This is a genomic window from Erwinia psidii (assembly GCF_003846135.1).
In the GTDB taxonomy this organism is placed as follows: domain Bacteria; phylum Pseudomonadota; class Gammaproteobacteria; order Enterobacterales; family Enterobacteriaceae; genus Erwinia; species Erwinia psidii.
The window spans coordinates 132,880-157,668 of sequence record NZ_RHHM01000007.1 but is presented as its reverse complement, the minus strand read 5'-3'; the positions used below and the strand labels follow the sequence as shown (position 1 = coordinate 157,668).

Annotated in this window: 28 protein-coding genes and 1 pseudogene; 14 read left to right on the top strand and 15 right to left on the bottom strand. The window is 51.4% G+C overall.

What is annotated here, in order from left to right:
- Positions 1-147: 147 nt before the first annotated feature.
- Positions 148-1,326 carry a serine hydrolase gene (locus tag EB241_RS10595; protein ID WP_233592590.1) on the top strand — a complete coding sequence of 393 codons (1,179 nt, stop codon included), beginning with the start codon at positions 148-150 and terminating at the stop codon, positions 1,324-1,326.
- Between the two features lie 191 nt (positions 1,327-1,517).
- Here EB241_RS10595 and ybjG read toward each other — a convergent pair whose 3' ends face one another.
- Positions 1,518-2,123, bottom strand: a complete 606-nt coding sequence (ybjG, locus tag EB241_RS10590; RefSeq protein ID WP_124233241.1) for an undecaprenyl-diphosphate phosphatase — start codon at positions 2,121-2,123, stop codon at positions 1,518-1,520.
- 372 nt (positions 2,124-2,495) lie between these two features.
- A complete protein-coding gene (locus EB241_RS10585) occupies positions 2,496-4,184 on the bottom strand; it encodes an aspartate:alanine antiporter (RefSeq protein WP_124233141.1) in 1,689 nt (562 codons plus the stop codon).
- 415 nt (positions 4,185-4,599) lie between these two features.
- On the opposite strand from EB241_RS10585, the gene ybjM reads away from it, so the two are divergent.
- The gene (gene ybjM / locus EB241_RS10580) at positions 4,600-4,956 is read left to right on the top strand and encodes an inner membrane protein YbjM (RefSeq protein WP_124233240.1); all 357 of its coding nucleotides are present in this window, start codon (positions 4,600-4,602) and stop codon (positions 4,954-4,956) included.
- A 115-nt stretch (positions 4,957-5,071) separates the two neighbouring features.
- On the opposite strand, the gene EB241_RS10575 is transcribed toward ybjM, so the two are convergent.
- The gene (locus EB241_RS10575; protein WP_124233140.1) at positions 5,072-5,335 is read right to left on the bottom strand and encodes a GrxA family glutaredoxin; all 264 of its coding nucleotides are present in this window, start codon (positions 5,333-5,335) and stop codon (positions 5,072-5,074) included.
- Positions 5,336-5,567: 232 nt separating this feature from the next.
- On the opposite strand from EB241_RS10575, the gene EB241_RS10570 reads away from it, so the two are divergent.
- Both EB241_RS10570 and nfsA read left to right on the top strand, forming a co-directional pair.
- A complete protein-coding gene (locus tag EB241_RS10570; protein ID WP_124233139.1) occupies positions 5,568-5,846 on the top strand; it encodes a YbjC family protein in 279 nt (92 codons plus the stop codon).
- Positions 5,830-6,552: an oxygen-insensitive NADPH nitroreductase gene (gene nfsA / locus EB241_RS10565; RefSeq protein ID WP_124233138.1), complete on the top strand. Its 723-nt coding sequence runs from the start codon at positions 5,830-5,832 to the stop codon at positions 6,550-6,552. Before EB241_RS10570 ends, nfsA begins: the two co-directional genes overlap by 17 nt.
- Positions 6,553-6,901: 349 nt before the next feature.
- Here nfsA and tnpA read toward each other — a convergent pair.
- A pseudogene (gene tnpA, locus EB241_RS10560) lies at positions 6,902-7,238 on the bottom strand (IS200/IS605 family transposase).
- A gap of 449 nt (positions 7,239-7,687) precedes the next feature.
- Between tnpA and EB241_RS10550 the strand changes: the two are divergent.
- Positions 7,688-8,167, top strand: coding sequence for a YbjN domain-containing protein (locus EB241_RS10550; RefSeq protein WP_124233136.1), 480 nt, complete (start codon positions 7,688-7,690; stop codon positions 8,165-8,167).
- Here the strand turns inward: EB241_RS10550 and EB241_RS20935 are convergent.
- Positions 8,149-8,313, bottom strand: coding sequence for a hypothetical protein (locus tag EB241_RS20935; RefSeq protein ID WP_158612406.1), 165 nt, complete (start codon positions 8,311-8,313; stop codon positions 8,149-8,151). The two genes, EB241_RS10550 and EB241_RS20935, sit on opposite strands and share 19 nt — an antisense overlap.
- Before the next feature lie 271 nt (positions 8,314-8,584).
- Between EB241_RS20935 and potF the strand changes: the two genes are divergently transcribed.
- The 4 genes from potF (at position 8,585) to potI (ending at position 12,751) form a co-directional block, all read left to right on the top strand.
- A complete protein-coding gene (gene potF / locus EB241_RS10545; RefSeq protein WP_124233135.1) occupies positions 8,585-9,694 on the top strand; it encodes a spermidine/putrescine ABC transporter substrate-binding protein PotF in 1,110 nt (369 codons plus the stop codon).
- Positions 9,695-9,802: 108 nt separating this feature from the next.
- Positions 9,803-10,936: a putrescine ABC transporter ATP-binding subunit PotG gene (potG, locus tag EB241_RS10540; RefSeq protein ID WP_124233239.1), complete on the top strand. Its 1,134-nt coding sequence runs from the start codon at positions 9,803-9,805 to the stop codon at positions 10,934-10,936.
- 10 nt (positions 10,937-10,946) lie between these two features.
- Positions 10,947-11,909 carry a putrescine ABC transporter permease PotH gene (gene potH / locus EB241_RS10535; protein ID WP_124233134.1) on the top strand — a complete coding sequence of 321 codons (963 nt, stop codon included), beginning with the start codon at positions 10,947-10,949 and terminating at the stop codon, positions 11,907-11,909.
- Positions 11,906-12,751, top strand: coding sequence for a putrescine ABC transporter permease PotI (gene potI / locus EB241_RS10530; RefSeq protein ID WP_124233133.1), 846 nt, complete (start codon positions 11,906-11,908; stop codon positions 12,749-12,751). Before potH ends, potI begins: the two co-directional genes overlap by 4 nt.
- Before the next feature lie 409 nt (positions 12,752-13,160).
- On the opposite strand, the gene EB241_RS10525 is transcribed toward potI, so the two are convergent.
- Genes EB241_RS10525 through EB241_RS10515 form a run of 3 tightly spaced genes read right to left on the bottom strand, consistent with a single transcriptional unit; the run spans position 13,161 to position 15,423 of the window.
- A complete protein-coding gene (locus EB241_RS10525) occupies positions 13,161-14,264 on the bottom strand; it encodes an amidohydrolase (protein WP_124233132.1) in 1,104 nt (367 codons plus the stop codon).
- A gap of 24 nt (positions 14,265-14,288) precedes the next feature.
- Entirely contained in the window at positions 14,289-14,762 is a 474-nt protein-coding gene (locus tag EB241_RS10520) for a YjiG family protein (protein ID WP_124233131.1), read from the bottom strand.
- Entirely contained in the window at positions 14,752-15,423 is a 672-nt protein-coding gene (locus EB241_RS10515) for a nucleoside recognition domain-containing protein (RefSeq protein WP_124233130.1), read from the bottom strand. Before EB241_RS10515 ends, EB241_RS10520 begins: the two co-directional genes overlap by 11 nt.
- A gap of 331 nt (positions 15,424-15,754) precedes the next feature.
- Between EB241_RS10515 and EB241_RS10510 the strand changes: the two genes are divergently transcribed.
- Together EB241_RS10510 and rlmC are read left to right on the top strand one after the other, a co-directional pair.
- On the top strand, positions 15,755-16,234 hold the full coding sequence (locus tag EB241_RS10510) for a YbjO family protein (RefSeq protein ID WP_124233129.1): 480 nt from the start codon (positions 15,755-15,757) through the stop codon (positions 16,232-16,234).
- A gap of 59 nt (positions 16,235-16,293) precedes the next feature.
- Positions 16,294-17,421: a 23S rRNA (uracil(747)-C(5))-methyltransferase RlmC gene (rlmC, locus tag EB241_RS10505; protein WP_124233128.1), complete on the top strand. Its 1,128-nt coding sequence runs from the start codon at positions 16,294-16,296 to the stop codon at positions 17,419-17,421.
- 6 nt (positions 17,422-17,427) lie between these two features.
- Here the strand turns inward: rlmC and EB241_RS10500 are convergent, their stop codons facing one another.
- From EB241_RS10500 to EB241_RS10475, 6 genes are all read right to left on the bottom strand, one after another.
- A complete protein-coding gene (locus tag EB241_RS10500) occupies positions 17,428-18,165 on the bottom strand; it encodes a transporter substrate-binding domain-containing protein (protein WP_124233127.1) in 738 nt (245 codons plus the stop codon).
- A 130-nt stretch (positions 18,166-18,295) separates the two neighbouring features.
- The gene (gene artM / locus EB241_RS10495) at positions 18,296-18,964 is read right to left on the bottom strand and encodes an arginine ABC transporter permease ArtM (RefSeq protein WP_124233126.1); all 669 of its coding nucleotides are present in this window, start codon (positions 18,962-18,964) and stop codon (positions 18,296-18,298) included.
- Positions 18,958-19,680: an arginine ABC transporter permease ArtQ gene (artQ, locus tag EB241_RS10490; RefSeq protein ID WP_124233125.1), complete on the bottom strand. Its 723-nt coding sequence runs from the start codon at positions 19,678-19,680 to the stop codon at positions 18,958-18,960. Before artQ ends, artM begins: the two co-directional genes overlap by 7 nt.
- Before the next feature lie 7 nt (positions 19,681-19,687).
- A complete protein-coding gene (artJ, locus tag EB241_RS10485; RefSeq protein WP_124233238.1) occupies positions 19,688-20,419 on the bottom strand; it encodes an arginine ABC transporter substrate-binding protein in 732 nt (243 codons plus the stop codon).
- A gap of 14 nt (positions 20,420-20,433) precedes the next feature.
- Entirely contained in the window at positions 20,434-21,162 is a 729-nt protein-coding gene (gene artP, locus EB241_RS10480) for an arginine ABC transporter ATP-binding protein ArtP (RefSeq protein WP_124233124.1), read from the bottom strand.
- A 201-nt stretch (positions 21,163-21,363) separates the two neighbouring features.
- Complete coding sequence (locus EB241_RS10475; RefSeq protein WP_124233123.1) at positions 21,364-21,894, bottom strand: lipoprotein; 531 nt, start codon at positions 21,892-21,894, stop codon at positions 21,364-21,366.
- A gap of 108 nt (positions 21,895-22,002) precedes the next feature.
- Between EB241_RS10475 and EB241_RS10470 the strand changes: the two genes are divergently transcribed.
- Both EB241_RS10470 and EB241_RS10465 read left to right on the top strand, forming a co-directional pair.
- A complete protein-coding gene (locus EB241_RS10470) occupies positions 22,003-22,308 on the top strand; it encodes a heavy metal-binding domain-containing protein (RefSeq protein ID WP_124233122.1) in 306 nt (101 codons plus the stop codon).
- Positions 22,308-23,141: an N-acetylmuramoyl-L-alanine amidase gene (locus EB241_RS10465; protein ID WP_124233121.1), complete on the top strand. Its 834-nt coding sequence runs from the start codon at positions 22,308-22,310 to the stop codon at positions 23,139-23,141. Before EB241_RS10470 ends, EB241_RS10465 begins: the two co-directional genes overlap by 1 nt.
- Positions 23,142-23,216: 75 nt before the next feature.
- On the opposite strand, the gene ltaE is transcribed toward EB241_RS10465, so the two are convergent.
- Positions 23,217-24,218, bottom strand: coding sequence for a low-specificity L-threonine aldolase (gene ltaE, locus EB241_RS10460; protein ID WP_124233120.1), 1,002 nt, complete (start codon positions 24,216-24,218; stop codon positions 23,217-23,219).
- 285 nt (positions 24,219-24,503) lie between these two features.
- On the opposite strand from ltaE, the gene EB241_RS10455 reads away from it, so the two are divergent.
- Positions 24,504-24,776 (top strand): hypothetical protein, encoded by a 273-nt coding sequence (locus EB241_RS10455; protein WP_124233119.1) that lies wholly within the window; start codon positions 24,504-24,506, stop codon positions 24,774-24,776.
- Positions 24,777-24,789 lie beyond the last annotated feature (13 nt).

Sequence of the window (24,789 nt, the reverse complement as noted above, 5' to 3'; positions counted from 1 at the left end):
CGCCAGGATTTATCTAATAAACTGTGAAAAACTTTACGGTATGGCTGTTCATTTTTGCCGACAGACAGGATAGCGTAACACTCCAGTAGTCTGTTAGCTGAAAATGTCTAACTTTCAAATGGATACCTGGATGTTATCATGAAGAAAATGCGACTCCCTGCCGCTGTCCTGCCCCTGTTTTGCATACTGCTTTCTCCCGCCCGTGCCGAACAGGCTCCAACCCAACCGCAGGTTGATGCTAAAGCCTGGATACTGATGGATTACCGCAGTGGAAAAGTGCTGACAGAATCTCATGCAGATGATCGCCTCGATCCTGCCAGTCTGACCAAAATTATGGCCAGCTATGTTGTCGGTCACGCAATTAAGTCAGGAAAAATCACCGCTGACGATATGGTGACGGTGGGGAAAGATGCCTGGGCGACCGGCAATCCGGTCCTGCAAGGGTCATCACTGATGTTTCTTAAGCCGGGCGACCGTATTCCGGTCTCTGAACTCAACAGAGGTATCGTCATCCAGTCAGGTAATGATGCCAGTATCGCGCTGGCGGATTATGTTGCCGGTAGTCAGGATTCGTTTGTCAGTCTGATGAACAGCTACGCGCAGGCACTGGGACTGAAAAATACCTATTTTAAAACGGTGCACGGGCTGGATTCAGAGGGACAATTCAGCACGGCCCGTGATATGGCGTTGCTGAGTCAGGCGCTGATCCGCGATGTGCCGGACGAGTATGCCCTGCATAAGGAAAAAGAGTTTACCTTTAATAATATCCGGCAATATAACCGCAACCGCCTCCTGTGGAGCAGCAATCTGAACGTTGATGGCATTAAAACCGGACATACTAACGGGGCGGGGAATAACCTGGTAGCATCTGCCACCGACGGTGACCAGCGGCTGATTTCAGTGGTGCTTGGTGCTGATACTGACGCTGTGCGCTTTCACGAAAGCGAAAAATTGCTTACCTGGGGATTTCGCTTTTTTGACACGGTGACCCCCATCAAAGCCGGGAAGCCGTTTGCCACGCATCGCGTATGGTATGGGGATAAAAAAGAGGTCCAGCTTGGTGTTGCTGGCGATGCATCGGTGACCCTGCCTAAAGGGCAGATGAAAAATCTTAAGGCCAGCTATACGTTATCTCAGCCTCTGCTGAAGGCTCCATTAGCGAAAAATCAGGTCGTGGGCACTATTGATTTTCAACTGGACGGCAAAATCATTGAGCAACATCCGCTGGTGGTGATGGAAACAGTGAAAGAAGGGCATTTTTTCAGCCGGATAACAGATCTTGTGCTGATGAAATTTAACGGCTGGTTTGGAAAATGGTTTGCCTGAGTGCGGACATCCCTGCCCGGATAATTATGCGGTCAAGTCGTGCATACGGTTATGTATTGTAATAACTGCACCACCATTATGGTGTATCTCTTTTTGTCCTGGCTGACACCGGTGGCTGTCAGATTGCCACTCAGGACCACTGTTGCTGCCCTGAGTGACAGTTAAACCCCGGTTCATCTCAGGGTGCCTGTCTAGTTGCGCACCCAGCCTTTACGGATTGGAATGGCAAACAGGAACCGGTACAGGGAGGAGATATTCTGTAATAAGCGCCTGCCGCAAAACTGCCAGGCAACCTGTGCAAACAGGCATGAAAGCATCCCAACCAGTAATCCCCCCAGCATATCCACAGGCCAGTGCACACCGAGATAAATGCGTGACCATGCAATGGCCGATGCCACTACCATCAGTAGTACACCGGACCAGACGCGGTGCCAGCAAAGAAATGCAACGGCGACAGTAAAGATGGCGGTGCCGTGATCGCTGGGATAAGAGTCATCCGCCGCATGTCGCAGAAACTGGTGACCCAGCCCTGTTACAAAGGGGCGTGGATGTGGCAGCAGATTGCCAATGCACCAGGAGATGGTCATGGCATAAGCCAGTGCAATAGCCGTTTTCAGTACCAGCTGGCGTTGCGAAGCCAGCTGGCTTTTTTGGCCCCACAGCCAGAGTGTGACAATCAGCAATGGCACAATAGCGATAAGGTCTCTGGCAAAAAAAGTTGCGGTTGAAATCAGCCAGTCAGGCGACGCTGGCGTGGCGTTAATCCAAAGAAACAATGTTCTGTTCATTTCTTCCATCATATCCATCTCCTCGTCTTTTCAGCAGATGCAAAGGGCATCTGAAAGTAAAACAATGGCACAGCCAGATTCATTATCCTGGCTGCGGTAAATAATATTGGCGGACAGGATAAAAGCTGAGTAGAGGAAGATAAACAGGTATGTTCCTGATTACGGACGTGGTTGTGCTTTCGTTAAGAATAAAATTGTGATTATTTTTGTCAGCGCAAAAGAGTTACCGCCGATAGCCCCTGAAAGGAAAAAAAAAATAAAAAAACCCGCTAAATATAGAGTTAGCGGGCTCCACAATGTGGGGGATTTCAAAGAAAAGCAGTGGCACTGATTATGACCAGCGTCTGAAGAAAAAGTTCTCACTTTTTTTTGAATTAATTTTCAATTTCCGAACATTGGCCAGATTATAACGATCAGCGTACCCGCTAAAGTGAGCAACACATTAGCAATGGCATAGGTTCCGGCATAGCCAAGGGCAGGTATATTACTCCGTGCCGTATCACTGATAATTTCCATTGCCGGGGCGCAGGTGCGTGCCCCCATAATGGCACCAAACAGCAGTGCACGATTCATTTTTAACACGTAGGCCCCAAAAACGAAGCAGAGTACTACGGGCAGAAGGCTTACCAGTAAGCCTGCAACCAACATCATCACGCCCGTATCGCCGAGACCCTGTGACAGACCGCTGCCGGCACTCAGTCCAACGCCAACCATAAAAATCATCAGGCCAAACTCTTTCAGCATCGTCAGTGCCCCTTGGGGAATATAGCCAAAGGTGGGGTGGTTGGCTCGTAGAAAACCGAGCATGATCCCGGAGAATAATAACCCAGCGGCATTACCGATGCTGAAATTAAAGTTACTGAACTGGAAGGTGACCATTCCGGTCATCAGTCCAATAATAAAAAAGGCACAAAACGCGAGGAGGTCAGTAACCTGACTGTGGATTGAGATAAATCCGATACGATCGGCTACTGATTTAACCCGACGTGCCTCACCGCTGATTTGCAACACATCGCCTTTATTAAGAATAATACTGTCGTCAATGGGCATTTCAATCTGGCTACGGATCACCCGGTTAAGAAAACAACCGTGATCGGTTAGCTTAAGCTGACTTAGCCGTTTATTTACCGCATTGTTATTTTTAACCACGATCTCTTCATTAATAATCCGCATATCCAGTAAGTCGCGGTCAAACACTTCTTTCCCATTGCGAAAGCTGGCATCAAGACGGGAATGTGCATCCGGGTAACCCACCAGAGAGATTTCATCGCCCTGTTGCAGCACCGCGTCGCCGTCGGGATTTGCCAGAATACCGTTGCGTCGAATACGCTCGATGTAACAGCCGGTCTGACGGTGGATACCCAGCTCGCGCAGATTTTTACCGTCCGTCCACGCAACCAACTCTGGTCCAACGCGATAGGCTCGGATCACTGGCAGATAAACCTTACGCTGGCTGTCGGGATCCAGGCCTCTTTCGCGGGCGATGGTGAGCGCACTGGTAGAGAGATCCTGATGTTGCAACTTAGGCAGATAACGGGCACCAAAAATCAGGCTGACCAGACCAATCAGATAGGTCAGTGCATAGCCCAGGCTCAGATTTGACTGAGCAACGCTGAGCAGGTTTCCCCCCGGATAGGTTTGCCGAAGTGTGTCTCCCGCTCCGACCAGCACAGGTGTTGAGGTCATCGAACCCGCCAACATTCCTGCGGTGAGGCCAATATCCCAGTTGAACAGTTTGCCCAGTCCTAAGGCCATCATCATCGCACTGACTACCATTACCGCCGCGAGCATCAGATAATTCTTGCCATCACGAAAGAAAATAGAAAAAAAGTTAGGTCCGGCTTCAACACCTACGCAAAAAATAAATAACATAAAGCCCAGGTTGAGTGCGTCCGGGTTAATACCAAAATGCTGTTGGCCAAGCAGGAGAGAAATGACTAAAACACCAATGGAATTACCCAGTTGAACCGAGCCAAGGCGTAATTTACCCAGGCACAGTCCCAGAGCGAGTACGACAAATAATAACAGAATGTCATTTTCACTTAACAAGTCTGCGACGTTTATATTCACTGTTTAACTTCTTGTTTACGAGTAACGCGTTGAAATAATGGGTTTTTTGCGCTAAATTTTTCGCACGGCAATAGCGCGATGGCAATATTAAACCTTTGTCTCACCCTGCGTAACCGTTGCAGGCTGACTGAATTTGAACAGCGCAGAGAGTGGATAAATATGTCGCGTACTGCCTGCAGCAAAATGACAAATAAATATTGCCTGATTAACCGGTCCTGAGGTGCGCGGTAAGTTTCAGCTCAGGCCAGATAAATCGGCGTCTATTTTAATCGTTTCATTCTTTTTCAGCCAGTAAAAGCCATCTGTATTTGTAACGTTTTTTTTGCTTTTCGCCAGCAGGAATAGTGGGGCTGGGGCATGTCTGGCCTGATAACTACATCAATTACTGAGAGAAAAACCTATGGTGTTAAGGGGGGTGTCGTGGACAGGAGGAATAATCAGCCTTGTCCTCTACAGCATCGTTTTTATGGCGTTGCGTTATGACATGTTCATTGAAGGTGCTGCGATTATGCAGGCGCGTCCCGGATTGCTGATGTTAATCCTGCCCGGTGCGGTGGCAGCGCTGACTTCAAAAGAGGCCCCACTCACGGTGGCGCTAGTGGCAGCACTGTCAGGTACGTTATTGTGCATTTTTATTCTGAATTTTTACGCTGATATGTGCTACGACCCAATACAGGAACTGGCTTTTGATGCCAGTGCCATTTTCTGGTGTGGTTGCGGCTCGCTGTTGATCATGTTGATAAGGACTTTTTTCTGGCATTCGCATGGCTGAAATGCCTTACAGTGCGGGGTATTTCTGTTGAAATACCCCGCAGAAGGAAAAAGAAAGGGTCGCAATAGCCGGGTTCGCTACAACGAAGTTGTTTTATCGGGCCAGCTGGCAAACCTCACTGGAACAGGCCAAGGTTCTCTTTAGCATAAGCTTCAAAATCCGTACAGCCACCAATGTGATTTTGATCGAGAAAAATCTGCGGCACCGTTTCAACAGGTTTTCCGACGGTTTTTTCCAGATCGGCTTTGGTAATACCTTCCGCGTGGATATCGACATAGCGGAAATTGAAATCTTCACGATCTTCAGCCAACTTCTCAGCCAGCTCTTTGGCCCGTACACAATAAGGACAACCCGGGCGTCCGAAAATCACTGCAAACATACGTTTCCCCTTGATGATCAAAATGTGTGATTTAAATCACAAAATATTATTAATTGGCGCTCATGATGCCTGTTTCAACAGGTGACGAAAAGCAGGAATTACCTGTCAATCCAATTTGTCCAGGCTATACCTTTCCTGTTGGTATCTGGGCCATTCTGCCACAGGCTCCCCTGAGGCGGATAGGTATGTTAACAGTTTCAGCTTAATCAGAGCGAAAGAGAGAAGGAGCATTATGCCTGTGTTTAACAAAATGCCCCGCCCTGTACTGGTGCTGGAGGCATGCGGTGGGATTACGCTGGTTCTCTCTTATCTTGCCCTGCATCAGATGTTACCTTTACCAGCCGTTTTTTCAGGCAAGCTACCAGCAACGGTATTGTTTTTAATCGCCATAGCGTTAATGCTACCGGCTGCGACGGCGATCGCCTGGCGTACAGCAAAAGCGATCTGCCCGGAACTTTTTGCTGTACGTAACAGGCCCACACCTGGAGATAAGCATGACACCGACTATTGATTTACTCTGCTCACACCGTTCTGTTCGTGCTTTTACCGGGCAGCCAGTCAGCGATGCTGAGCGGCAGGCCATCCTTGCCGCTGCACAGTCAGCGTCCAGCTCCAGCTTTCTGCAATGTTCTTCAGTGATTCGCATTACCGATCGTGCGCTGCGCGATCAGCTGGTTACCGTGAGTGGAGGCCAGCAGTATGTTGCCGAGGCGGCTGAGTTTTGGGTGTTTTGTGCAGATTTTAATCGTCATCTGCAAATCTGCCCACAGGCAGAGCTGGGGATGGCTGAGCAATTGCTGTTAGGTTGCGTTGATACGGCCCTGATGGGACAGAACGCGATGATCGCCGCGGAATCACTGGGTCTCGGCGGTGTGTTCATTGGTGGAATTCGCAACGGCATCGCTGAAGTAACCGAACTGTTAGGCTTACCCAGATTTGTTTTGCCGCTTTTTGGCCTTTGCCTTGGATGGCCCGCTCAGTCACCGCAACGCAAACCTCGTATGCCTGTGGCAATGTTGCTACATGAAAATCGTTATCAGCCGATTGACCCGCAGGTCCTGGCTGACTATGACCGCCAGCAGGAAGCGTATTATCTGACCCGTGAAACTAATCCCCGGCGTGAAAGCTGGAGTCATCATATTCAAAAGACCATCATTAAAGAGAGTCGTCCCTTTATCCTGGACTATTTGCATAAACAGGGGTGGGCAACGCGTTAGGGGGCATGCAGGCTTGTTTGCCGTTTAGCATCTGCCAGATGAAGAAGAAGGCTGAAGGACATGCTGATCCGCACCGATCGCTGCCTGTTGAGCTGAATATTGTGACTGCCCGGTACCTGAGTGAGAGAAAACTACTTTGCAGACTGCTCGATTCGCGACGACAGCTTTAAAGGCCGTTATCACTGTTGGGGGGCATTTCAACAGCCAGCATAAAAATCCACCTGCATAGCAGGTGGTATCAATTGCGCCCCACGGAGGCGTAGTTAGCTCTGACTCTGAGAGCCTTCGCTCAGACTTGTTTTAAACGAAGTTGGTTTTCTTCCTGTTCATGCTTTTCCTGATATTTCACCTATTTCCTGATCATCTCTTCGTTTATACCTACGGTATCTACCCAGTAGCCTCGCGCCCAGAAGTGGTTTCCCCATCATTTATTTTCTCTCCGATACGGGAATTTACTGAACAGCCGTTTTATCTTTTAAATGACCAGTGACATGCGAAATTGAACGTCGCGGTGGGACTTTTATCAGCAAGTGAACATGATCCAGCTCCACCACGTGTATCCTGAGCTATTCATTTGAAATCCAAACCTCCCTGCCTGGATTATTCCTCAGAATGCGGAACCCATATCTGGGTGTCCATACGATATTGACAACATCACAGCACATGCGATGGTCTCTGGGATCCATTCATGGTTAAATTCTTATCAGTTGTGTGGATAACAGATTCGGATTTTCCCATGAGTAGCATTACTGGCAGAGCCAATTTGTTGCTGACCACCTCCACAGGAGGTGATGTTTGTTTGCGCATAAAAATGGCCATACGGAGAAGTGAACTGAAACCGTTGGTAAACATCTTCCGGCCATTGACAATTTCCCCCATTCTTACTTAAGAAAGGGAAACGGGTTGCGATAAAGCCAAATATGATTACCGGCTTATGTAATGTTATGATTTATAAGTATATATATAATTTTAATCGCCTGTGCTCGCCGAATCATGACCTGGCACCTGGTCAGAAGGGTGCCGGGATTCTGTCTGAAAACGGCCCGTTGATGGTATATTTGTGTCGCAGTCGTGGTGTTTCACAGCCTTTTTGCGTAAGCTAGAGCGCAATTTTAGGGCAGTATGAGAAAATCACATGGATTCTCTGGTCATACCGGATATTGACCTGATCCGACACTGGCTGGATCAGCAAAGCGTTACCTGGTTTGAGTGTGACAGCTGTCAGGCGCTGCACCTTCCGCATATGCAAAATTTTGACGGTGTGTTTGATGCGAAACTCGATCTGGTTGACAACGTTATTCTGTTTTCCGCCCTGGCGGAAGTTAAACCGACCGCACTGATCCCACTGGTTGGCGATCTGTCGCAAATCAATGCCAGCTCTCTGACAGTCAAAGCCTTCATTGATATTCAGGATGATAACCTGCCAAAACTGATCGTGATGCAGTCACTCAGCGTTGTCGCCGGGGTGACCTTTGGGCAGTTCGTTCATTTTCTCAAACAGAGTGAAGAGCAGATTTCGATGGTGGTGATGGAAGCTTTTGCCAACCACCTGTTGATGATCCCTGAAGATGAAGATCGCAGCGAGTATCTTTTCCCTTACTCTATGCTGCACTGATTTTCCCTGGTGAATTCCGGGTCGGTTGTCGGCTGGCCCGCCATATTTTCTTCCTTTCCGCCCCCGGTATTGCGCGTTTCACCAAAATACCCCCTGTCATTGCCAACTTTTATTCTGACCTTAAGCGGAACTTTCCCTATTTTCATCTTTATTTACGCCTGAGTGGCATATCACATAGATGAAAAATACATAAAAAATCGATAAAAGACGTTTTTTAAGGCTGACACTGGCCTGGATAAGTGAGTACAGCTATGCTTGCGTGGCTGCATTTTTAGTGCAACGTCGTCCTGGGCATAGGTTTTTTCTATTAACGGCAAAATTGAATATTCATTCATTGTTATAGCCCTGACAGGACCAATGTGAACACTCCCTGGCCTGTGGATGCTGTGTTTATCTCTTTTCTTGAGGATGGAAAACATGTTCAACCAACGTACAAAGTGGTTGTCAGGTGTGGTGGCTGGTGTGCTGATGGCGGTTTCCGCAGGTTCAGTGGCTGCTGATAAGACGCTGCATGTCTATAACTGGTCAGACTACATTTCGCCCAATACGGTGCCGAATTTCGAAAAACAAACCGGCATCAAAGTGGTCTATGACGTATTCGATTCCAACGAAGTGTTGGAAGGTAAACTGATGGCCGGCAGCACCGGATATGATGTGGTTGTACCATCCTCCAGTTTTCTCGCCCGCCAGCTGCAGTCCGGCGTGTTCCAGCCGCTCGATAAAAGTAAACTGCCCAACTACAGGAATCTCGACCCGGATCTGCTGAAAAAACTGGATCAGCACGATCCGGGTAATAAATATGCCATTCCTTATCTGTGGGCCACCACCGGTATTGGTTACAACGTGGAGAAAGTGAAAGCCGCGTTGGGCAAAGATGCGCCGGTAAACAGCTGGGATCTGGTGCTGAAGCCGGAAAACCTCGAAAAACTGAAAAGTTGTGGCGTTTCCTTCCTTGACGCGCCGGAAGAAATTTTTGCCACCGTGCTGAATTATTTAGGTAAAGATCCTAACAGCACTGATGCGAAGGACTATTCAGGTGCGGCCACCGATTTGCTGTTGAAACTTCGTCCCAGCATTCGTTATTTCCACTCTTCCCAGTACATCAACGATCTGGCCAACGGCAACACCTGCGTGGCGATTGGCTGGGCTGGTGACGTGTTACAGGCGAAAAACCGAGCCATTCAGGCGAAGAACGGCGTGAATATTGCCTACAGTATTCCGAAAGAGGGCGCGCTGGCATTCTTCGATATGCTGGCTATTCCGAAAGACGCAAAACATATTGATGAAGCCTATCAGTTCCTTAACTATCTGATGGAGCCGAAGGTGATTGCTGATGTGTCTAACAAAATGTTCTACGCCAACGGCAATAAAGCGTCGGTACCGCTGATCAATGCTGATGTTCGCAATAATCCGGGCATTTTCCCGACACCGGATACGATGGCGAAACTTTTTGTGCTGAAGGTTCAGGATCCGAAACTGGATCGTGTACGTACGCGTGCATGGACTAAAGTTAAAAGCGGTAAGTAGCCTGTCGGTTGCTAATCCTTTTCTGACTCTACAACAGAGGTGCCTGCCTGGCCTCTGTTTTGTTTTTTTACGGCAAAGCCTGCTGTTAAGTGCCGGAGAATAATGGAAGTGAATGAAGCAACCCCTCGTCCACAGGCAAAAGTGGGCAAGGCATTAACGCCACTGCTGGAAATCCGCAACCTGACCAAATCTTTCGATGGGCAGCATGCGGTTGATGATGTCAATCTGACCATCTATAAAGGTGAAATTTTTGCGCTGCTGGGGGCCTCCGGCTGCGGGAAATCGACGCTGTTGCGGATGCTGGCTGGTTTTGAACCGCCGACCTCCGGTCAGATTATGCTGGATGGCCAGGATCTTTCCCATGTGCCGCCCTATCAGCGTCCGATTAATATGATGTTCCAGTCCTACGCATTGTTCCCACATATGACGGTAGAGCAGAATATCGCGTTTGGACTGAAGCAGGACCGGTTGCCAAAAGGTGAAATTGCCAGTCGTGTGGCCGAGATGCTGACGCTGGTCCATATGCAGGAGTACGCCAGGCGTAAACCGCATCAGTTATCCGGTGGGCAGCGTCAGCGTGTGGCACTGGCCCGTAGCCTGGCCAAGCGGCCAAAACTGTTGTTGCTGGATGAGCCAATGGGGGCGTTGGATAAAAAACTGCGCGACCGGATGCAGCTGGAAGTGGTCGATATTCTTGAACGCGTTGGAGCCACCTGCGTGATGGTCACCCACGATCAGGAAGAGGCGATGACCATGGCCGGACGAATTGCCATCATGAACAGGGGCAAGTTTGTCCAGATAGGTGAGCCGGAAGAAATTTATGAACATCCGACCACGCGCTACAGTGCTGAATTTATTGGTTCGGTAAATCTTTTTGAGGGGCTGCTGCGTGAGCGCCAGTCCGACGGTCTGATTGTTGACAGCCCCGGACTTATTCACCCGCTAAAAGTGGATTCTGATGCCCCGGTGATGGAAGGTGTTCCGGTGAATGTCGCCCTGCGCCCGGAAAAAGTGATGCTGTGCGAAGAGGTGCCTGCCGATGGCTGTAATTTTGCCGTTGGTGAAGTGACACACATTGCTTACCTCGGCGATCTGTCGATTTATCATGTGCGACTGCACAGCGGCCAGATGATCAGCGCCCAGTTGCAAAATGCCCACCGTTTTCGCAAAGGTGCGCCAACCTGGGGAGATGAAGTTCGTCTCTGTTGGGATGCGGACAGCTGCGTGGTGTTGACGGTGTAGTGGGGGAACTATGAGCCAGCATTCTTCAAATATCACTGAACCACCTGGCCGCTCTGCCGGTGTGGTGCAGACCTTTCTCTCTCGCCTGCAAATGAAAGCAGGCCGCAGGTTGGTAACTGCGTTGCCTTACCTGTGGCTGGTGCTGTTGTTCCTGCTGCCTTTTTTAATTGTTCTGAAAATCAGCTTTGCTGACATTGCCCGCGCCATCCCACCTTACACCGATTTGCTCAGTTGGGCAGATGGTCAACTTACGATGGTGATGAATTTCGGCAATTATCTTACGCTGACCGACGATCCTTTATATGTTGATGCTTATTTGCATTCATTGCAGGTTGCGGCTGTTTCCACGGTGATTTGCCTGTTAATTGGCTATCCGCTGGCGTGGGCCGTGGCACACAGTTCACCCTCCATCCGCAATATTCTGCTGCTGCTGGTTATTCTGCCCTCCTGGACCTCCTTTCTGGTGCGGGTCTACGCCTGGATGGGGATCCTGAACGATAATGGTGTGCTGAATCGTTTTTTGCTGTGGACCGGGGTTATCGAACATCCGTTGACCATCCTTTACACCAATATTGCGGTCTATATTGGCATTGTGTATTGCTACCTACCTTTTATGGTGCTGCCTATCTACACTGCGCTGACCCGGATTGACTATTCGCTGGTGGAAGCCTCGCTGGATCTGGGGGCGCGTCCGCTGAAAACCTTTTTCAGTGTCATTGTGCCTCTGACCAGAGGCGGTATTATTGCCGGTTCGATGCTGGTGTTTATTCCGGCGGTCGGAGAATATGTTATCCCGGAGCTGCTCGGTGGCCCGGACAGCATTATGATTGGCCGGGTACTGTGGCAGGAGTTCTTTAATAACCGTGACTGGCCAGTTGCTTCAGCGTTGGCAGTGATTATTCTGCTGATTTTGATCCTGCCCATCATCTGGTTTCACAAGCATCAGAATAAAGAGATGGGGGAGAAGGAATGACCTCGTTACCTGTTGTGCGCTCGCCGTGGCGTATCGCTATCCTTGTGGTGTGCTTTTTCTTTCTCTACGCGCCGATGGCGCTGCTGGTGATTTACTCGTTCAACGCTTCACAGCTGGCCGCGTGGGAGAGTTTCTCCCTGCACTGGTACAGGGTGCTGTTTCACGATGGTGCGATGATTGACGCGGTTACGCTGAGTCTGAGCATTGCCGCGCTGGCTGCAACGGCTGCCTCTGTGCTTGGCACCATCGCTGCTGTGGTGATCGTGCGATTTGGTCGTTTCAGGGGGTCTACCGGTTTTGCTTTTATGCTCACCGCGCCGCTGGTTATGCCGGATGTGATCACGGGCCTGTCACTGTTACTGCTGTTTGTGGCAATGGGTAATGCCTTTGGCTGGCCTGCCGATCGCGGCATGTTAACCATCTGGCTGGCGCATGTGACTTTCTGCACGGCATACGTGTCAGTGGTGATTAACTCAAGATTACGGGAACTGGACCGTTCCATTGAGGAAGCGGCGATGGATCTGGGTGCAACGCCGTTAAAAGTGTTCTTTGTAATCACTGTACCGATGATTGCTCCGGCCATTGTTACCGGCTGGCTGCTGGCTTTTACCCTCTCACTGGACGATCTGGTGATTGCCAGTTTCGTTACCGGGCCCGGTGCAACAACGTTGCCAATGCAGATTTTTGCCACCGTGCGCCGTGGCGTCAACCCGGAGATCAACGCGCTGGCTTCGCTGATCCTGTTTGTGGTTGGTATTGTTGGTTTTATTGCCTGGCGTTTTATGGCTCATGAAGAGAAACAGAGGCTGAAAGACAGACAGAAAGCGCGTGGCCGCCCCTGAGATAAGATTATTGACACCCTCTGTAACGCTCATAAAACAGGCCTGCAAAAGCAGGCTGAAAAGTGACGGTGCTGTTCGCTGGCCCAGGCCCGTTCTGTCATCTCTGAGATTTATTTTTGCCACCACCCGGTCAGTTCAGACCGGGCGGTGCTGTCGCATTTCTGAATCGTTATTCACTCACCGCCTCAGTGACGTCATCTGGTGGCAACCTTTCATTCACGCTCAGGTTTTGTCTGATTATCTGGCGTCGCTCAGCGTTGCTGCCAAATAACACAGAGTATCACTCTGAAACCGTGTCATGTGCGCATATCAGGTTCAAACCAAAGCAAAACAGTTAACCCGGCCGGGCAGGGGCACCGTCAGGTTATTGATCTCGTCGCCGCCTTTTCACTGCGACGTGCCAGCAGATTCATCCCAGCACCCTCACTACACAGGCTTTGAAGATGCGAACAGCCACCGGCAGTGCGCTGAGATCGAAGTGCATATCAGGGTGATGAAGGCCCGGTAGCAGACCGGTCCCTAAACCCCAGAAACCGGCTTTCATTTCTGGTCGCTGTACGGCGTAGTGGAAAAAATCTTCGCTGCCGGGCGTGGAGCGTACCGGCATTACCGCTTCAGCTCCCAACACCTCTTTAATGGCAGCGGAAATCAATGCGGTCATCTCACCAGCAATTTCTGCGGCGGGCATCGCTTTCAGTACGTTGATTTGCACCGTTGCGCCGAATGATGCGGCACTGAAGCGGATGGCCCGTTCCACTCTCTCCTGCAGCTGGTTCATATCCTCATTTTCCGCCGCGCGCAGATCGAACACGACCCTGGCTTCATCCGGGACAGAATTGGTCACCCCCGCGTCGCACAGGAAACGGGTAGCTTTTGCACTCCAGGTTTTGCCGGGTGCCATATGCACCGCATTGACAGCCTGTACGGCACCACAGGCTGCATCCAGCGCGTTGATCCCCTGATGAGGGCGTGCAGCGTGCGCGGTTTGTCCGCGCACCGTCGCTTCCAGCGTCACGCAGGCCGAGTAGTAAACCGCTGGAATGGCCGTGCCGACGGCACACTCTTCCGCCGGACGGACGTGGAAGCCAAGCAGCATATCAACATCGTCAATCGCACCGCCGGCCGCCATCGCCAGCGCGCCAGTGCCCAGTTCTTCGGCAGGCTGAAAAATGAGTTTGAGACGGCCTTTTTTCACTGCACCTTCTGCTATCAGTTCCTGAGCAGCGGTCAGCACGACCGAAGCGTGTGCATCGTGACCGCAGGTGTGGCGGGCGCAGCTTTCACCGTTGATGACATGACCAAGCGCATCCATATCCGCACGCAGTGCCAGCGTGGGGCCTGGAGCACCGCTGTCGAGTATGGCGACAATACCAGTGGTATCATTTACGCGTTCCTGCACCTGGTAGCCGCTGTTTTTAAGCTGTTGACTGATGTAGGCCGAGGTTTTAAATTCCTGAAATCCCAGCTCCGGGATGTCATGCAGACAGGCGTAATGTTGCAAAACTTTTGACACGTTACCTTCTCCTTTTTGTCATTGTCAGGCAATACATCGCATCACCAGCATGGCGATAACCGCGTTAACAATGCTTGTCAGCATCAGTAGCGGCCAGTATTTTTTGGGTACATCAGCCACCCCCAGCAGGCGGCCCATATACTGCAACTGCGAACCCATCAGAAAGATAGCGGGAGCAAGGATGGTAATATCCGCACCGCTCAGCATACCTTTTGTCAGCAGGCTTACCGCCACGCCGGTGCCAGCAGAAGCTGAAAGCCACGCGGTGAGCAGCACGGTGATCGCCTCACCGGGCAGGCCAAACAGCCCCATTACCGGTGCAAAAATCTTGCCTATGAATGCCATCACACCAAGCAGATTCAACATTTCGGCAATGACATACGCCATCAGCACATTTGGCATTAAATTGTGAGTGGCAATGTGGAAGCCTTTGCGGGCACCGGTGACAAAAATATCGAAAGGGTTGCGGGAAACCACCGCCTGCGTTTTATTCTGCATTCCGAAAGTCCTCTTTACAGACGGTATTCAATACCAGGCGGACCAGCACCGCGCCAACAAACTTCAATACAAACATTAATAACAGCGGAATCAGAACCGGCACGGAAAGGGAAAGAAACAGTGCGGAACCAATAGAGAAATAGTTATTGATCAGACCCGCCCCGGAATATTGCCAGGCGGCCATAATGACCAGGTCTTTTCTGGTTACCTGTTTTTCATCGTACAGTTCCTTGGTTAACGCAGCGCCCGCATCGGTGCTTTGCAGATCGGTGATTAAGGCCAGACCTGTGCGTCCCGGAATCCCCAGTAGCGGTTTAAGTAATGGGGTAAGCAGTTTATGTGCGGCGCGTATGGCACCATAATGAGTGAAAATCTCCAGCACGCCCAGAGCCAGCATCACGGTGGGTACCAGCGACAGTGCAAACAAAAAACCGGCTTTTGCACCGACGCCGCCCGTACCAATAAAAGTACTGCTGGCGGCGTCTTTTATACTGCCAAATTTTCCTGCCAGCGTGGTGAAATCAAAGGCACCTGCCCATTTTATTCCTTCAAGGTTATAAAAAAATCCTGAGAAGAAAAGAATGGCTGTCACCAGTGCGATATAAGCTCCCGGGCCTGTGGCGTGATGTTGAGCATCTGCCGTGCACTCTTTTTCAGTCATGTAAAACTCCCTGAATAACGTCAAAAGTTAATATTACAGAGGAAAAGTTTCCATAAAGTGGAAATGTTATAAAAATTGAGCTAAAAAAATAGCGTGCTGCTATTTACCGTGAGATTATCAGATATCATGACGGAATTAAAAAATAAAGCGACCGTTTTGCCAGCGGCAGAAATAAGCAACGCTCTTTTTATCGGTGAATTAAAAATTAATGTTTCATTCTGTTGTTGATTAACTATCCCGTCAGCGTTTTCTGTTGACGAAAACCAGCAATAAAAACAGCGTGGCGCAGTGCGCCACTACTGAGTGTAAGCAGGCGACGCAGGAGCACAACATGTCAGAGGTGCTGAGAGAAGGTAAAGCGGTTCTGTCATCGACCTCATCGGTGCCGGTGCCGGTGTTGGTGGCGGGTATTGGCATCATCGCTATCCGCCTGGTGGGAGTTGCGCTTCAGGTACATGAACTGGGAACAGATGAGCTGTTCAGATTTATCCATCGCAGCGCTCAGGCGTGGGATTCCACGCTGATTTTTATCGCCAGCCAGTTGCTGTTCTTTATTCAGTTACGCTGTGCGCTGGCGGCCATCCGTGGGCGCAGCTGGGGGCGATGGGGCTACGCGCTGGCACAGCTGGTGGTGATCTTCTACCTGTTTATGGCCTCAATGGGCTGGGTTTATCCTGAGCTGTTCAATATCAGTGACCGCAACCAAAGCCCGCTGCTTCCACGGCTGTTGTTTGCGAAGCTGCCTGACCTGATGGTGTTGCTGTTACTGTTTGTGCCTGTCAGCAGTCGGGAATTTTTTCGCCATCACTGAAAGCTGAGTGATACAATTCATTCCTGCCCGCTTTTTGCTATACGGATAACCACGCTCTTATGCATTGCGCCCTCTACGATTCTGACCGCTGCCATTCATGCCAGTGGCTATCTGTTCCTTACCCACGTCAGATTGATCGAAAACAGGAGAGTCTGCGTCAGCTGCTTGTCGGACAGGTTCCGGCGCAGTGGTTGCCCCCGGTGGTCTCGGCTGAGCGGCGCTTTCGTTACAAGGCTAAAATGGTGGTCAGCGGCAGCGTTGAGCGCCCGGTGCTGGGGCTGATGCACCGCGACGGGCAGTCAGTCGATCTCTGTGCCTGTCCGCTCTATCCTGACAGTTTCACCTCCGTTTTTGCGCAGCTGAGGCCATTTATTGCCCGTGCCGGCCTCACCCCGTACAACGTGGTACGCCGACGCGGTGAACTGAAGTTTATCCTGCTGACGGAAAGCCGACACAGCGGTGAACTGATGTTACGCTTTGTGCTGCGTTCAAAAACCAAGCTGGCGCAGTTAAAGCGTGTGTTACCTGAACTGCAACAGCAGCTGCCTCAACTCAGTGTCGTTTCCGCGAATATCCAGCCGGTACATATGGCTATCCTTGAAGGTGATGAAGAGATCCCACTGACGGAAAATCAGGCGTTGGCTGAACAGCTTAATGACGTACCGCTGTGGATCCGTCCGCAGAGTTTCTTCCAGACCAATCCTGACGTGGCTGCCTCACTTTATGCTACCGCACGGCAGTGGGTGGGTGAGCTGGGCGTGCGCAACATGTGGGATTTGTTTTGTGGCGTCGGCGGTTTCGGTCTGCATTGTGCCAGTAAGGAGATGCGGCTCACCGGCATTGAAATCAGCGCTGAAGCAATCCGTTGCGCGCAGCGGTCGGCGGCGGTAATGGGAATGGATAAGGTCAGGTTTGCCGCGCTGGACTCCACTGATTTTGCCAGTGGTGAGGATGCTGTACCGGATCTGGTGCTGGTCAATCCTCCGCGCCGGGGAATCGGCGCGCAGCTTTGTCACTGGCTCAGTACCATGGCACCGAAATGGATCCTCTATTCAAGCTGTAACGCGCAGACGATGGCCAGTGATATTGCACTGATGAACGATTACCAGGTAGAAAAAGTACAACTGTTTGATATGTTTCCGCATACGGCGCACAGCGAAGTGCTAACGCTGTTGCGACGTCGCTGATCGTCATCAACTCCCGGCGCTGAGCCAACGCATGGTAAGCCGTTGTAAGGTACCGTCCTCTTTCAGAGGTTGCAGCGCGTCGTTCAACTGTTTTAACAATTGATCGTTACCTTTACGAACGGCAATACCTAACCCCTGGCCAAAATAGTTACTGTCAATAATTGGATCGCCAACCATCGCCAGTTGCGGGTTGATTTTCAGCAGTTGCTTCACCGCTGGCGTATCACCGAATATGCCATCAAGCCTGCCGTTATGCATATCCAGCAGCGCATTATCGTAGTTATCATAGACTACCGGGATAATATCCGGCCATTTCGATTGCAGATACGCCTGCTGGGTCGTTTCGCCGCCAACACCAACGCGTTTGCCTTTCAACTGAGTGATGCTGTTGTAGCGATTTTTCATCGCGACAATGCTGCCGGAGTTCACTAAATAAGGCTGGGTAAAGTCCACCTGCTTCAGGCGTTCATCGGTGATGTCGACACCGGAAATAACTGCATCATAGCGGGCGAATCTGAGGGAGGGGAGTAGCTGCGTAAAGTCATTATTGATAAAAACACATTCTGACTGCATACGCTGACACAGCGCTTTTGCCAGATCGATATCAAAACCCACCAGCTGGTTGTCTTTATTGAGGAACTCAAAGGGTGGGTTAGTTGCGTTTGTCGCAAAACGTAAAGCACCGCTGGCCAGTGTGCTCATGCTGAAGCTTGCCAGTAGCAGGCTGAAGAAGTACTTATACATTACTTACCGTCCTTGCGATTAACATACCCGATGATTATGCCAGCCAGCGGCGGTAAGCTATCCGCTGATTAAACACTAAAGAAGGGCTGTTTCCGAAAGATACCGGTGATGTGCACACCAACGGTATCGGTCAGTTACGGCGTTCGAAGACCAGCGCGCGGCGTTCTACCAGACGCATCAGTAAAGTCAGCAAGCCGTTAATACAGAGATAAATCAGACTGGCGGCGGCAAATACCGTCACATCATAGGTTCTTCCATACAGCAACTGACCGAACCCCATGACGTCCATCAGGGTGATGGTATAAGCCAGCGATGTGCTCTTGAATACCAACACCACCTCGTTGGAATAGGAAGAAAGGGCGCGCCTGAACGCGTAGGGCAGCAAAATGCGCAGCGTGTCCCGGCGGTTCATTCCCAGTGCTGCACAGGATTGCCACTGTCCTGATGGGATAGCCCGCACCGCACCATGAAACAGCTGGGTGGTATAGGCGGCGCTGTTGAGTGAAAGCGCCAGCAATGCGCACAGCCATGGCTGGGAGAGCAGATGCCACAGCCACGGAACTGACTGAATGGATGGAAACTGTCCGGGGCCATAATAAATCAGAAAGATTTGTACCAGCAGCGGCGTGCCGGTAAACAAGGTGATATAGCTCCGAACCAACAGGCTCAGCAGTGGCGCCCTGAGAGACAGGATGATGGTAAACAGTACCGAAAACAGTAACGCCAGCATTAATGCGGCGGCGGTTAGCGTCAGACTGGTATGCAGCCCTTTGAGCAGATCGGGTAAATAACTCAGCATCCGTTGCTCTCCCGTTCAAATCGCGTGGCGCGGGCATCGATCCGCTTCAGGACCTGCTGACTGAGCAACGTAATCAGCAAATAGATAGCCGCCGCAATCATATACCAGGTGAAGGGTTCCTGAGTTCGCGTGGCGATGCTTTTGGTTTGCAGCATAATGTCGTTGACGCTGATAAGCGACACCAGCGCAGTATCTTTCAGCAATACCAGCCACTGATTACCAAGGCCCGGCAGCGCATGACGCCACATTTGCGGCATAATCAAACCAAAGAAAATGGTTGTGGATTTCATTCCCAGTGCCTGGCCTGATTCCCACTGGCCGACCGGAACCGCTTTCAGTGCACCACGCAAGGTTTGTGAGGCATAAGAAGAGTAGAGGATGGAGAGGGCGATGACGCCGCAAAGAAACGGGCTGACGTCAAAATTCTCTATGGTCATCTGAACCGGGATCTTCAGCAGTCCCAGATTGATGGTGAAACCATCAGAGAGCGTGAGCAAAAGTTGCGATGCGCCGAAATAGACAAACAGCACCACCAGAACTTCCGGCAGTCCGCGAAACAGCGTCACCAGCGCGGTGCCTGCGAAGGCGAGTGGACGCCAGCGTGCCGATTCCCAGACTGCAAAAATCATCGCCAACACCAGACCAACCGCCAGAGCAGAAACGGCAAGGCCGACGGTCATCCCGGCGGCACTAACAAGGGGGTAAAGTTCGTTCATTCAGAAATTACTGTGGGAACCATTTGCTATAGATTGTTTTCCAGGTGCCATTGGCCTTCACCTTTTCCAACGCGGTGTTGAACTGATTTTGCAGCTCGTTGTTTCCCTGGCGCACGGCAATGCCAAGACCGGTACCAAAGTAGGCTTTGTCCGTCACTTTCTCGCCAACCGGTGCCAGATTGGTATTTTGCTTCAGCCATTCGTTTACCACCGCGGTATCACCGAACACGGCATCAATACGACCATTTTTAAGGTCAAGGATCGCATTTTGATAGCTGTCATAAGGAACCGTCTTAATACCGGTCATTATTTCCATCAGGTATTTCTGGTGGGTAGTGCCATTCTGCACCCCAACACGTTTGTCTTTCAGCGCGTCCACCGAAGTGATTTTACCTTTCTGGGCGATAAACAGTGCGGAGTTATCGTAATAGGCTTTTGTAAAAAGCACCTGTTTTTCACGCTCAGGAGTAATGTCCATACCGGCCATGACCGCATCAAAACGGCGGAATTTCAGGCTGGGGATCAGGCTGTCAAAGGCCTGATTAGTAAAGGTGCAGGTCGCGTTCATTTCGCTGCACAGCGCGTTAGCCAGATCCACATCAAACCCGCGAATTTTATTGTCAGTACCAACAAATTCGAATGGAGGGTAAGAGGCCTCAGTGGCAAAACGGATAGTTTGTGCAGCCGTGGCGCTCAGGCTTAAGCCGGCAAGCAGTGCGGCGAGTACGACTTTTTTCATCATGATGTCCTGCATCAGTGTGACAGATAATGGGCAAACGCTTCGGTTTGCGGCTGTGTAAAGCGGCTGGCATCACCCTGTTCGACGACGTAACCATTCTCCATATACACCACGCGACTGGCTGTCTTGCGGGCCACTTCGACTTCATGGGTAACAATCACCTGAGTGATGCGGGTTTCAGCAAGTTCCTGAATGATTGAAACGATCTGGGCGGTAATTTCCGGGTCCAGTGCGGCAGTCGGCTCATCAAACAGCAGTACTGCCGGTTCCATCATCAACGCACGAGCGATTGCCACTCGCTGCTGTTGACCGCCGGAAAGATGTAACGGAAAGCGGTCGGCAAATTTAGTCAGGCGCAGGCGCTCAAGTAATTTGTCTGCACGGGCGTGGGCCAATTCGTTGTTCAGGCCCAGTACGCGGCAGGGGGCTTCAGTCAGGTTCTGTTTCACCGTCAGGTGTGGCCAGAGATGGTATTGCTGAAAGACCATGCCGACATTTTGCCGTAGCTCGCGAATAGCGGCATCGGAAGGCCTCTTACTGAAATCGAAATGATGACCGGCGATAGCCAGCGTACCGGATCGTGGCATCTCCAGCAGGTTCAGAACCCGAAGTAGCGAGCTTTTTCCGGCACCACTTGGACCAAGCAGAACCAGCGTTTCGCCCTCAGAACAGGCCAGTTGGATGTCGAACAGAGCCTGATGGGTACCATAAAAACAGTTAACAGCGTTAAGTTGAATACTCATGCGTAAAAAGTGAATAGCAATTGATGCTGCGGATCTTAGCGTTGACGGCATGGTTATGCAATCATCGTCTGAAAAATTCGCAAATACATGGACGAAAAGCTAAATGCTAGCACAATATTGTGTTAATTAAGTTAAAAAATGCCGGGAAAGGCAGAAAGGAGAAACGGCTGTATGCCTACGGATAAGGCACCAGCCGGCGCTTTATTTTAGCAGGCGCTGACGGAGAGAACCGCCGTCGAGATGCGGGGTGGGGCTAAGATAGCGAATATCATCAATCGCCCAGCAGGTTCCTTCTCGCACCATCAACACCTCATCCTGCCATTTGCCGTCATCCTGGCTCAGGCTAACGCGTAACGGAATATTACGCGCATCGCTGTCAGGAATGGTGGAGGCATCTGCCACGCTGGCCGACGTGGGACCAGCCGCCAGGCTTGAGAACAGATCCCCCTGTGCCAGCGTGGTTTCCCTTTTGGTTTCGTTACCTGCTTTCAGCAGGGTCTGATACAGACTGTCACTGAGATAAGGGCGATACTTTGCCAGTTGTTGTGTGTCAGGCAGGCCCTGTGTCGGCTGTTTGGTACGCAGATCATAGAACTGTTGTGCGACGTAATCCGGGCCACCATCGGCACATGGCCCTGTACGGGTGCCAATGTCTTTATACGCGGGTTGTACCGTGGTACAGGCAGTAAGCAGCGTCAGCGGAGCCAGTAAGGCAATTGCCTGGTATTTCATCTTGATTTCCTTATTGTTTCTGGATGGCGTTTTTTAGCATAAAGTATAGCTGCTCTGTTTAACCATACGGGCCAGATCCGCGGCGCCCTGCTGACAGGAGAAAATGCAATGCAATGTTCAATCACCGCCATACCCGAAGGCTGTCCCATTATGGAATACCGTGATGTCATGACTGGCGAGGCCGTGCCTGGTGTCAGCCTGTTTTGTGTCTTTTTCACTGGCATTCGTGATGTTGTTGGCGGGCGTTCAGACACATATGGGAAAGTATTACGCAACACCCGTCAGCGTTTCTTCAGTGAACCGATGGTGCAGGCCAGTGCGCCGGGCATCGATATCGATGACGGGACGGCGGGCAAAGACCGCAATGTGCCGATGATCGGCCTGCGTGCCCCCGCAGTGCAAGTCTGCCGCTGATGCGCCTGTTACTGATCCTGGCAGCCATCTTACTGCTTACTGACTGTGCTCCGGCCGGGCTGGAGAAGCACAATGGCTATGCGGTGGATACACGACATCACGCTTATGGTTCAAGGCCAAGGATTGGTGTACTGGTGCTACATTACACCGCCGAAGATTTCCCCACGTCGCTGGCGACGCTGACCGATCGTGAGGTTAGCGCACATTATCTTATCCCGGCCAGACCACCTGAAAATGCCCGCAGGCCAGTCGTTTTTCGCCTGGTGCCGGAAACACAACTGGCCTGGCATGCCGGGCGCAGTTTCTGGCAAGGGGCCACCCGCCTGAATGATACATCCATTGGGATTGAGCTTGAAAATCAGGGGTTCAGACGGACTATTCATGGTGTGGTCTGGTATCCGTTTCCAGGGCAGCAGATCGACGCGTTGTTACCGCTGCTTCGTGACATCATCGATCGTTATCACATTCTGCCGCAGAACGTGGTGGGACACAGTGATATTGCACCGCAGCGTAAACAGGACCCCGGGCCGCTGTTTCCCTGGCAGTGGCTTGCTGAACGGGGAGTGGGGGCCTGGCCGGATGCGCAGCGTGTGACATATTTTCTGGCCGGCAGATCGCCCCGGCAACTGACCAGTGCGCACCTGTTGCTGACTTTGCTGGGAAGGTATGGTTATGAGGTGACGCCGGATATGACGCCAGCACAGCAGCAAAAAGTGATTGCCGCATTCCAGATGCATTTTCGCCCGGCAGATTATCGTGGGCTGGCTGATGCACAAAGTGAGGCAATGGCGAAAGCCCTTCTGGAGAAGTACCGCGGTCAGACATCCTTCTGACCAGTGATATAAACGTGGCGGTTGTGACCACGTGACTGGCGTAAAGCGAATAGCGATAAGGGTCACTGTCGCCGGTCACGCGGCTAAAAAAGCCCGCCATTCCGCTACCAGCGTCTCCAGTGCCGGACGATCCACATCCAGATGGGTCACCAGCCGGGTAACGGGGCCGGTACTGAGCCGGATGTTCTTTGCCGCCATCCAGTTTTTCAGGGATACTGCCTGGTTTTCCGGCAGGCGCACGAAGACCATATTAGTATCCTGACGCGAAACGTCCACGCCGATGGCCTTCAGCCGTTGTGCCAGCCAGGCGGCGTTATCATGATCGTCCTTTAAACGTGCCACGTTATGCTCAAGTGCGTACAGTCCCGCTGCCGCAAGTATACCGGCCTGGCGCATGGCTCCGCCGGTCATTTTGCGCCAGCGGCGGGCGCGCCGAATATAGTCGTGGTTGCCGCACAGTAGCGATCCCACTGGCGTACCTAAGCCTTTTGACAGGCAGATAGTCAGGGTGTCGCAGTAGCCGGCTAAGGTTGCAAGATCAACGTTTAACGCAACCGCCGCATTAAAAATGCGGGCGCCATCGACATGCAGTGCCAGCTTGTGTTCGCGGGTAAATTCATAAGCCTGTTGCAGATAGCTTAGCGGCAGTACCTTGCCGTTATGCGTGTTCTCCAGGCTCAGCAACCGGGTAACAGCAAAATGGATATCATCGGGTTTGATAAATTGCGCCACCACATCCAGCGGGAGCGTACCATCTGCGGCGGCAAGGATGGGCTGGGGCTGTATGCTGCCCAATACCGCTGCTCCGCCCGCTTCATATTTGTAGTTATGGGCCAGCTGACCGACAATATACTCTTCGCCGCGCTGACAATGGCAGAGCAGGGCAACCAGGTTGGCCTGCGTACCGCTTGGCAAAAAAAGTGCGGCTTCTTTACCACTGAGGCTTGCTGCTTTGGCTTCCAGCGCGTTCACCGTCGGATCGTCACCGTAAACGTCATCACCGGTTTCTGCGGCCATCATTGCACAGAGCATAGCCGCGCTGGGTTGGGTTACTGTATCACTACGTAAATCAATCACGTTGACTGTTCCTGATAGTAGGTCACGCTGAGGAAACCCGGCCCGAATTATGCTGATTGATCAATCGCTGAATATTGCCAATCACCAACCAGCCTGAAGTATATCGATCATAGCACCAATACACTGTACTCAATGATGTCCGGTACAGAAAATTATTCCTGTAAAGAGCTGGTTGGCAGACGCTCAAGGCAGGCGATATCCGCGAACTGGGAAAGTTTCTGCGATCATCATGCCTGAGGGCAACGGTCGGGTGGATTTTGGCTTCAGTGCTGTTCAGGCCATGCGATGGTGATAACCTTAGCCCAGCCAGCCAGCCAGCCAGCCAGCCAGCCAGCCAGCCACGACAGCGTTAAGCGGATTCACCTTTCCATCTTCAGCATACTGAGCACATGGCTAATTCCGGCAGATTGCTGGCGCTTGATGGCTGGCAGTCGTAGTGAAGTGGCAAATTCCTGTACTGGGGCAGGTGCAACCAGAGTCAGACTGAGGCAGCAAATACGTCAGTTTGACCAATCCCGCCGCCGGGGATGCCGGCGACTCAACGTCATCATTTCCTGATCGCACCCCTGTT

Excerpts from the sequence above, each read along its gene's own strand:
- EB241_RS20935 (WP_158612406.1), bottom strand. The coding sequence starts at position 8,313 with ATGAAAATAGGGAAAGTTCCGCTTAAGGTCAGAATAAAAGTTGGCAAT.
- EB241_RS10500 (WP_124233127.1), bottom strand. The coding sequence starts at position 18,165 with ATGTATAAGTACTTCTTCAGCCTGCTACTGGCAAGCTTCAGCATGAGC.
- EB241_RS10515 (WP_124233130.1), bottom strand. The coding sequence starts at position 15,423 with ATGACTGAAAAAGAGTGCACGGCAGATGCTCAACATCACGCCACAGGC.
- artQ (WP_124233125.1), bottom strand. The coding sequence starts at position 19,680 with ATGAACGAACTTTACCCCCTTGTTAGTGCCGCCGGGATGACCGTCGGC.
- EB241_RS10575 (WP_124233140.1), bottom strand. The coding sequence starts at position 5,335 with ATGTTTGCAGTGATTTTCGGACGCCCGGGTTGTCCTTATTGTGTACGG.
- artP (WP_124233124.1), bottom strand. The coding sequence starts at position 21,162 with ATGAGTATTCAACTTAACGCTGTTAACTGTTTTTATGGTACCCATCAG.
- potI (WP_124233133.1), top strand. The coding sequence starts at position 11,906 with ATGACCTCGTTACCTGTTGTGCGCTCGCCGTGGCGTATCGCTATCCTT.
- EB241_RS10510 (WP_124233129.1), top strand. The coding sequence starts at position 15,755 with ATGTCAGAGGTGCTGAGAGAAGGTAAAGCGGTTCTGTCATCGACCTCA.
- artM (WP_124233126.1), bottom strand. The coding sequence starts at position 18,964 with ATGCTGAGTTATTTACCCGATCTGCTCAAAGGGCTGCATACCAGTCTG.
- potH (WP_124233134.1), top strand. The coding sequence starts at position 10,947 with ATGAGCCAGCATTCTTCAAATATCACTGAACCACCTGGCCGCTCTGCC.
- EB241_RS10470 (WP_124233122.1), top strand. The coding sequence starts at position 22,003 with ATGCAATGTTCAATCACCGCCATACCCGAAGGCTGTCCCATTATGGAA.
- nfsA (WP_124233138.1), top strand. The coding sequence starts at position 5,830 with ATGACACCGACTATTGATTTACTCTGCTCACACCGTTCTGTTCGTGCT.
- artJ (WP_124233238.1), bottom strand. The coding sequence starts at position 20,419 with ATGAAAAAAGTCGTACTCGCCGCACTGCTTGCCGGCTTAAGCCTGAGC.
- EB241_RS10475 (WP_124233123.1), bottom strand. The coding sequence starts at position 21,894 with ATGAAATACCAGGCAATTGCCTTACTGGCTCCGCTGACGCTGCTTACT.
- EB241_RS10570 (WP_124233139.1), top strand. The coding sequence starts at position 5,568 with ATGCCTGTGTTTAACAAAATGCCCCGCCCTGTACTGGTGCTGGAGGCA.
- potF (WP_124233135.1), top strand. The coding sequence starts at position 8,585 with ATGTTCAACCAACGTACAAAGTGGTTGTCAGGTGTGGTGGCTGGTGTG.
- EB241_RS10520 (WP_124233131.1), bottom strand. The coding sequence starts at position 14,762 with ATGCAGAATAAAACGCAGGCGGTGGTTTCCCGCAACCCTTTCGATATT.
- rlmC (WP_124233128.1), top strand. The coding sequence starts at position 16,294 with ATGCATTGCGCCCTCTACGATTCTGACCGCTGCCATTCATGCCAGTGG.
- EB241_RS10550 (WP_124233136.1), top strand. The coding sequence starts at position 7,688 with ATGGATTCTCTGGTCATACCGGATATTGACCTGATCCGACACTGGCTG.
- ybjG (WP_124233241.1), bottom strand. The coding sequence starts at position 2,123 with ATGGAAGAAATGAACAGAACATTGTTTCTTTGGATTAACGCCACGCCA.
- EB241_RS10465 (WP_124233121.1), top strand. The coding sequence starts at position 22,308 with ATGCGCCTGTTACTGATCCTGGCAGCCATCTTACTGCTTACTGACTGT.
- EB241_RS10455 (WP_124233119.1), top strand. The coding sequence starts at position 24,504 with ATGGTGATAACCTTAGCCCAGCCAGCCAGCCAGCCAGCCAGCCAGCCA.
- EB241_RS10595 (WP_233592590.1), top strand. The coding sequence starts at position 148 with ATGCGACTCCCTGCCGCTGTCCTGCCCCTGTTTTGCATACTGCTTTCT.